The sequence below is a fragment of the Algoriphagus sp. genome, from assembly GCF_024642405.1.
In the GTDB taxonomy this organism is placed as follows: domain Bacteria; phylum Bacteroidota; class Bacteroidia; order Cytophagales; family Cyclobacteriaceae; genus Algoriphagus.
Window position 1 is genome coordinate 1 of record NZ_JAHEBC010000214.1, and the last position, 6,681, is coordinate 6,681.

Consider the following 6,681-nt stretch of genomic DNA (forward strand, 5'->3'; position numbering starts at 1 on the left):
TAATTCATCTGGATAAAGGACACCATCCTATTTCTTTACATGCCACTGAAATCAAAGGATCAGAACTTCTTGATTTCAGGTTACTTGTATTGGAAAGAATTAAATAGAGTTAGAAAAAAAAATTGAAAAACTGAATTAAAACCAACCCCTCCCCTTTGTAACAGAAATTCTTACTGAATTTATTTCCAAAGCTGCTAATGAATAAAGTCTTGTTCAATTTTATTTAGATAAAAGCATAAACTATCCACCTAAACAAATGATGAATTAAGAGGTTGATGATATATGTAACAGTCTTTTGAAAGGCTGTTATTTTCATATTAATTAAACAAAAGAAATAAGCTTTGAAGAATTATTTGATCGTAGGAGCATCCTCTGGAATAGGAAAATCTTTAGCGAATAAATTAGCAGAATCAGGACACCAAGTATTTGCCACTTACAATGAGCATCCAATTGAAAATGACTCACCGAATATCAGCTATTCTCAATTGAATGTAATAGACGATGAATTGGACTTGAATTTCTTACCAGAAAAACTGGATGGAATTGCCTATTGTCCTGGAAGTATCAACCTCAAACCATTTGCGAGGATCAAACCTGAAGCTTTTATTGAGGATTTTAACCTACAAGTTGTAGGTGCCGTAAAAGTACTTCAAGCTGTAGCTTCACGTTTAAAAGCTGCAGAAAATGCATCTGTAGTCCTATTTTCTACTGTAGCAGTTCAATTAGGATTCAATTTTCATAGCCAAGTAGCAGCATCGAAAGGAGCAATTGAAGGATTAACAAGATCCCTCGCCGCAGAATGGGCTCCCTCTATTCGAGTAAATGCAATTGCGCCTTCCATAACAGACACGCCTTTAGCCAGTAAATTATTGGGTTCGGATGAAAAAAAAGAAGCAAATGCACAAAGGCATCCGCTGAAAAAAATCGGGTCTCCAGAAGATATTGCTGAAATGGCTACCTTCTTGCTTTCAAACCAATCCTCTTGGATGAGTGGGCAAGTGCTTCATGTAGATGGGGGAATGTCAAGTATTAAATAACTAAAGAAAAAATTATGTTCGGATTGTTTAAGAAGAAATCAAAAATCGATTTATTGAACGAGAAATATCAAAAACTTCAACAAGAAGCCTATAAGCTTTCAACTGTAAACAGAACTGAAAGTGATAGAAAACAAGCAGAGGCAGAGGAAGTATTGAATGAAATAAAAAGCCTGGAGCAAAGTAAGCCCTAAATGAGAATTCTTCTGGCCGGTGCCTCCGGTTATATCGGCAAAAGATTACTACCCGTGCTTATCGAAAATGGGCATCAGGTGATTTGTTGTGTCAGAGATGTAAGTCGGTTTAATCCAGAGCCAGAGTTAACATCTCACATCGAGGTGATTGAAGTTGATTTTTTAGATAGAGAATCACTTTCTAAAATCCCCAAGGATTTAGATGGTGCTTACTATTTATTGCACTCCATGGCTTCTTCTTCCGATTATGAGACTTTGGAACTGCGATGCGCTAATAATTTCAGGGAAGTTATTGGCAAAACAAAAGCAAAGCATGTCATTTATTTAAGTGGAATTATCAATGAAGATTCCCTTTCCAGACACCTCGAATCCAGAAAAGCCGTAGAATTTGAGCTTAAAAAAGGAAAGTATCATTTTACCACTTTGCGCGCAGGAATAATTATAGGTTCAGGAAGTGCCTCCTTTGAAATCATTCGGGATTTGGTAGAAAAACTTCCCATTATGATTACGCCCAAATGGCTAAGCACCAAATGCCAACCCATTGGTATTGCAGATGTTATTGAATTTTTGAGTAAGGCAATTTTCAAGGAAGAAGTCTATGATCAAAGTTTCGATATCGGAGGTCCGGATATTCTTACTTATAAGGAAATGTTACTAGGTTTTGCAGAAGCAAGGGGTTTGGAAAGAAAAATTTATATAGTTCCGGTAATGACACCTAAACTCTCCTCCTACTGGCTATATTTTGTTACTTCTACCTCCTATAAATTAGCAACAGCTCTGGTGAGCAGCATGAAAGTGGAAGTAATTTGTAAGGATAATAGAATCAATGAAATTTTAGGAATCAATCCTATCGATTACAAAACTGCTTTAAAGAAAACACTCTTTAAAATTAAGGGAAATGAAATTCTTTCAAGTTGGAAAGACTCATGGAGCAGTGGTGTTATCGATCAAAAAATAGATTTAAATCTTTCGGTGCCAAAATTTGGGTGCTTTAAAGATGAGCGTACCATTGAGGTAAATGATATCGAGCGAGCAAAAGATAAAATATGGCGAATTGGTGGTGATAACGGATGGTATTATGGAACCTGGCTATGGAAGATTAGAGGGTTTTTGGATAAACTTTTCGGTGGAGTAGGATTAAGAAGAGGAAGGACGCATCCATCTCGGCTGATGCCCGGAGATGCTTTAGATTTTTGGAGAGTTCTATATTCCAACAAAGAAGAAGGGAGATTATTGCTTTTTGCAGAAATGAAACTTCCAGGAGAAGCATGGCTAGAATTCAACCTCAAGGATAATGTGCTAAAACAAACTGCTACTTTTCGGCCAATGGGCTTATCAGGAAGATTATACTGGTATTCTGTTTTGCCTTTCCATGGATTTATTTTTAAAGGCATGCTGAAAGAGCTTGTCAACTGAGGTAAATTAATTTAAAGCCATTTATACCTTCTCTTTTTTAAAAATTTATTTCGCTCTTAACTCTTTAGAAAATCAAACAGCAAAGTAATTCCACATTCTATTTTTTTATTTATTCCAAAATGCGATTTTTTTTGAAATTATATCACTTTTCAATGAAACTAAAAATAAAGTATTAAGCATAAAGATATTACACAATCAATTATTTTTCAATTATTTAGGTGTCAAATACACTATATATAGGATAAGTTTTGTATTTGTAATTTTTTTATTACAAATTATACTATATCGATAAATCAAAATGAATTTATTTGATTTATCAAATTCATTTTTTTCAATTTTTCTTTTTTGCTTATGAAACAGTTTTTCTTTTTAGCTGCATTATTATTGACTTGGGGTGTAAAAGGCCAGTCTATTTCCGGAAGGGTACTTGATCCATCAGAAAGCCCTTTATCTTTTGCGAATGTCTTATTACTAACCCCCTCAGATTCCTCTTTGATTAAGGGCGCCGTTACTGATACCTTAGGCAACTTTGTGATTTTTGATGTACCAGATGGAAACTATCTTATTTCTGCCTCCATGATGGGATATAAACAAGTTTACCTACCTCCTATTTTGGTAGAAAGGAGTGCCCTTGAAGGAGTTACTCTTCAGCTAGAAGAAGATAGTCAGCAACTTGATGAAGTGATGGTTGTAGAGAAAAGGCCGTTCGTTGAACAGTACATTGATAAAATGGTAGTCAATGTTTCAAATAGCATTATCGCGAGTGGCTCTACGGCTCTTGAAGTGTTGGAAAAAGCTCCCGGGGTTACCATCGACAGGCAAAACAATTCACTTCGATTACGCGGGAAAGATGGAGTAATCGTCCAGATGGACGGAAAGCAAACTTATTTATCGATGGAAGATCTAGTTATTTTGCTGAGTACCATGTCAAGCGATAATATTGATCAGATCGAGTTGATCACAAACCCTTCTGCTAAATATGATGCGGCGGGGAACTCAGGAATCATCAATATCAAATTGATGGAGAATAATGATATAGGTACAAATGGATCAATTTCAATTGGAGCTGGTTCCGGGCGCTTTGACAGAGAGAGAGGAAGCTTGCAAATTAACCACCGTGCTAAGAAAATCAATGTGTTTGGTAACTATAGTGCGAATGCAGGAGGAGGATATTTTGATTTGGATAGTAGACAGTTTATTGAAAACAGGGGACAACAAAACTACATTGACCAAAAGACCTATATTGTTTTTGATAATTGGGGTCAAAATGCAAAAGCAGGAGTAGATTATTTTTTAGGAAAAAACACGACAATTGGAGCGGTTTGGACAGGTTTCTGGAGTAATAATGGAGAAGATGGAACTGCCAGTAGCGATTTTGAAAGAAATGAAGGCATTAATTACTTAGAAACAAGCACTGCTAAACAAATCAGCAGCATCTCTACAAACAACGTAGGCAACCTCAATTTCCAACATAAATTCGGTGAAAACGGAGGCCAGCTTACAGCGGACTTTGATATTGGTCAATTCAAAAGACAATACTCAAATACATTACAAACTGATAGTCATACGCCCGAGGAACCTACTCAACCTGGGCAGGGTCTCATAACTGAAATGCCGACTACTATCACAATCAGAACTGCTAAAGCTGATTATAGTCGTGTTGTTTTTAACAATTGGAATATGGAAGCGGGTCTTAAAACTGCTTTTGTAAAGAGTGATAATGATTTGACCTTATCTCAGGGAGAAGAAGGAAACCTAATTGTAGATCCAATATTATCCAACCATTTTATTTATACTGAGAATGTAAATGCTGCCTATATCAGCTTTTCCGGTAAACTAGGTGAATCCACACAAGCACAAATGGGGCTAAGGGCAGAACATACAATTTCTGAAGGAAAATCTCTGAACACGGAAAGCACAGTGAAAAGAAACTATTTAAATGTCTTTCCTAGTGTTTTTATCTCTAATAAACTATCCGAAAACCATACACTAGTTCTCTCCTATAGTTATAGAATAAATAGACCCAGCTACCAATTCTTGAACCCAGCCCGATCTTATGTTGATCCCTTTTTATACAGCCGAGGAAATGCATACCTTCAGCCAGAATACACTCATTCCCTTGAATTAAAGCATGGTTTCAAGGACAAACTTTATACCTCAATAGGTGCAAGTTTTGTGTCTGATTTGATCTTTTACCTCATTCAACCAGTAGATAGTATTCGTACAGAAAGAACTCCAGATAATGTAGGCACCTCGCAATCCTATAATATTACTATGAGCTATCCACTTGCAATCACGAAAGGGTGGAATGCCCAATTGAATTTTACGGGACTTTATAGCCGGTTTGATTACCTCTATCAGGAAAATCCTATTATTGTGGAGCAAATTTCTAGTAGGCTAAACATGTCTAATACTTTTGCATTCCAAAAAGGCTGGACCGGAGAATTAACTGGATGGATTAGTTCACCCTCTATTCAAGCTCTAGCTCGAGCGCCTTGGCTGGGTTCACTTGACGTTGGTATCCAAAAATCATTTAGCCCAAAATTCAAAGCCAGAATGAGTATCCAAGATATTTTTCATACCAATAAGTTTATCGGTAAAATAGATGTCCCTGGTTTCAATTCAGACTATTACCTCCAATTTGATACGCGGGTTGTCATGATTAACCTCACTTATACGCTTGGTAATCAAGATCTGAAAGCAGCTCGCCAGAGAAAACTTGGATCAGAAGAGGAATCTCAGCGAACAAACTAAATAGAAGGTAAATTTGAGGATTAATTGACTAATTTTTTTTTATAAACCATAATATTGGATAGATATCCCTGATAGTACTTTAGAAGAAAAAGATCGATTCTTAAAAAACTGTCAATCTCTGGTAAAAGGAGTTATTGGTAATTGAAATTAACAAATGAGTATTTTACAATAAACCTATTTTCTTCCATTGAAGACTGACCCTTTTAAAAATAGAGTTCGATTCTAATTATTTCCTTTTCATTCACTGTCAAAAAAAGCGTATTTTAAGCATGACTTTTAACTTTTAGATTTAAATCATGAAAAAAACACTTCACGATCATCTTAGCCCCTCCACTGGACCTAAAAATATTCTTTCTTTAGATGGCGGTGGAATAAGAGGTGCCTTGAGTCTAGGGTATCTTAAGAAAATCGAAACTATCCTTCAGAAAAAGTATGGAAATGATTACCTGATGTGTGATCATTTTGATTTGATTGGTGGGACATCCACCGGCTCTATTATCGCTTCTGCATTAGCCATCGGAATGAAAGTAGACGATATCAAAGATCTATATATGGATCTTGGTGGGAAGATTTTTGGTAAAAAACACAACTTCTGGAATCCTCTTCAAACCTGGAAATTTTTGAAAGCAGGTTATGATTACTCCGTTTTGGAAAAATCCCTAAGAAGTGCATTTGGAGAGATTACTTTAGGCAGTGATGAAATCAAAACTGGATTATGTGTCGTTGCCAAAAGAGCTGATACAAACAGTGTTTGGCCATTAATCAATCATCCTCAAGGAAAATTCTTTGATACTAGTTTAGGAAAAAATAAGAATATTCCTCTTTGGCAGGCTGTAAGAGCAAGTAGTGCTGCACCTACCTACTTTGCTCCCCAAATGATCGATGTTGGTGATGGTCAACAGGCCGCATTTGTCGATGGAGGGGTAAGTATGGCAAACAATCCAGCAATGACTCTATTGATGGTAGCTACGCTTAAAGGGTTTCCTTTCCATTGGGAAATGGGAGAAGATAAAATGACTGTTGTTTCTGTTGGAACAGGCTATAGTGTCTTCCATAAACAAGTTGGGGAAATCAAGGAAGCCTGGCTTAAAACCTGGGCTCAAAATGTACCGGATATGTTGATGCAAGATGCAAGTTGGCAAAACCAAATTATGCTACAATGGCTCTCTAATTCTCCGACCGCTCATTATATAGATATGGAAATTGAATCTTTACGGGATGATTTCATTTCAGGGAAACCCTTGATCAAGTACCTGAGATATAATTTTGCCATGACCGAAAAT

Annotated in this window: 5 protein-coding genes; all 5 read left to right on the top strand. The window is 36.5% G+C overall.

Annotation, left to right across the window (positions count from 1 at the left end; all coding sequences use genetic code 11):
* Positions 1-341 precede the first annotated feature (341 nt).
* Positions 342-1,037 (top strand): SDR family oxidoreductase, encoded by a 696-nt coding sequence (locus tag Q0L68_RS14340; RefSeq protein ID WP_296704500.1) that lies wholly within the window; start codon positions 342-344, stop codon positions 1,035-1,037.
* Positions 1,038-1,051: 14 nt separating this feature from the next.
* A complete protein-coding gene (locus tag Q0L68_RS14345) occupies positions 1,052-1,228 on the top strand; it encodes a Lacal_2735 family protein (RefSeq protein ID WP_296704503.1) in 177 nt (58 codons plus the stop codon).
* Positions 1,229-2,644 (top strand): SDR family oxidoreductase, encoded by a 1,416-nt coding sequence (locus tag Q0L68_RS14350; RefSeq protein ID WP_296704505.1) that lies wholly within the window; start codon positions 1,229-1,231, stop codon positions 2,642-2,644.
* A 351-nt stretch (positions 2,645-2,995) separates the two neighbouring features.
* Positions 2,996-5,398 (top strand): outer membrane beta-barrel protein, encoded by a 2,403-nt coding sequence (locus tag Q0L68_RS14355; protein ID WP_296704508.1) that lies wholly within the window; start codon positions 2,996-2,998, stop codon positions 5,396-5,398.
* Positions 5,399-5,694: 296 nt separating this feature from the next.
* The coding region (locus Q0L68_RS14360; RefSeq protein ID WP_296704509.1) for a patatin-like phospholipase family protein at positions 5,695-6,681 on the top strand (987 nt) is incomplete at its 3' end.